Annotated in this window: 1 pseudogene; it reads left to right on the top strand. The window is 62.8% G+C overall.

Annotation, left to right across the window (positions count from 1 at the left end):
• A pseudogene (locus DNK59_RS31865) lies at window positions 1-360 on the top strand (calcium-binding protein); the annotation flags it as partial.

The raw sequence follows: 360 nt of genomic DNA, 5'->3' as shown, positions 1-360 counted from the left end.
CCTACACCGACATCGAGACGATCAGAGGCTCGAACTACAACGACACCTTTGTCGGCAACGGCCTGGGCATGCATTTCGACGGTGGCGCCGGTGTCGACACCGTCGACTACTCGACCTCGTCTGCCGGTGTGAACGTTGAAGTACGCCTCGGCACCGGCCCGGCTGGCAAGGGTGGAGATGCCGAAGGCACGACCCTGACCAGCATCGAGAACGTCATCGGTACGGCCTTCAATGACATCCTCATCTCGGGTCCGGATGCTAGCGCCACCGCCATCCGCCTGGAAGGCGGCGCGGGTGACGATATCTACTACATCAACAGCGGTGCCCGACCGACCATTGTCGAACAGGCCGGCGGCGGCA

The organism is Pseudomonas sp. TKO26 (assembly GCF_003225665.1).
Taxonomy (GTDB): domain Bacteria; phylum Pseudomonadota; class Gammaproteobacteria; order Pseudomonadales; family Pseudomonadaceae; genus Aquipseudomonas; species Aquipseudomonas saponiphila.
This window is presented reverse-complemented; position numbering and strand designations above follow the sequence as displayed.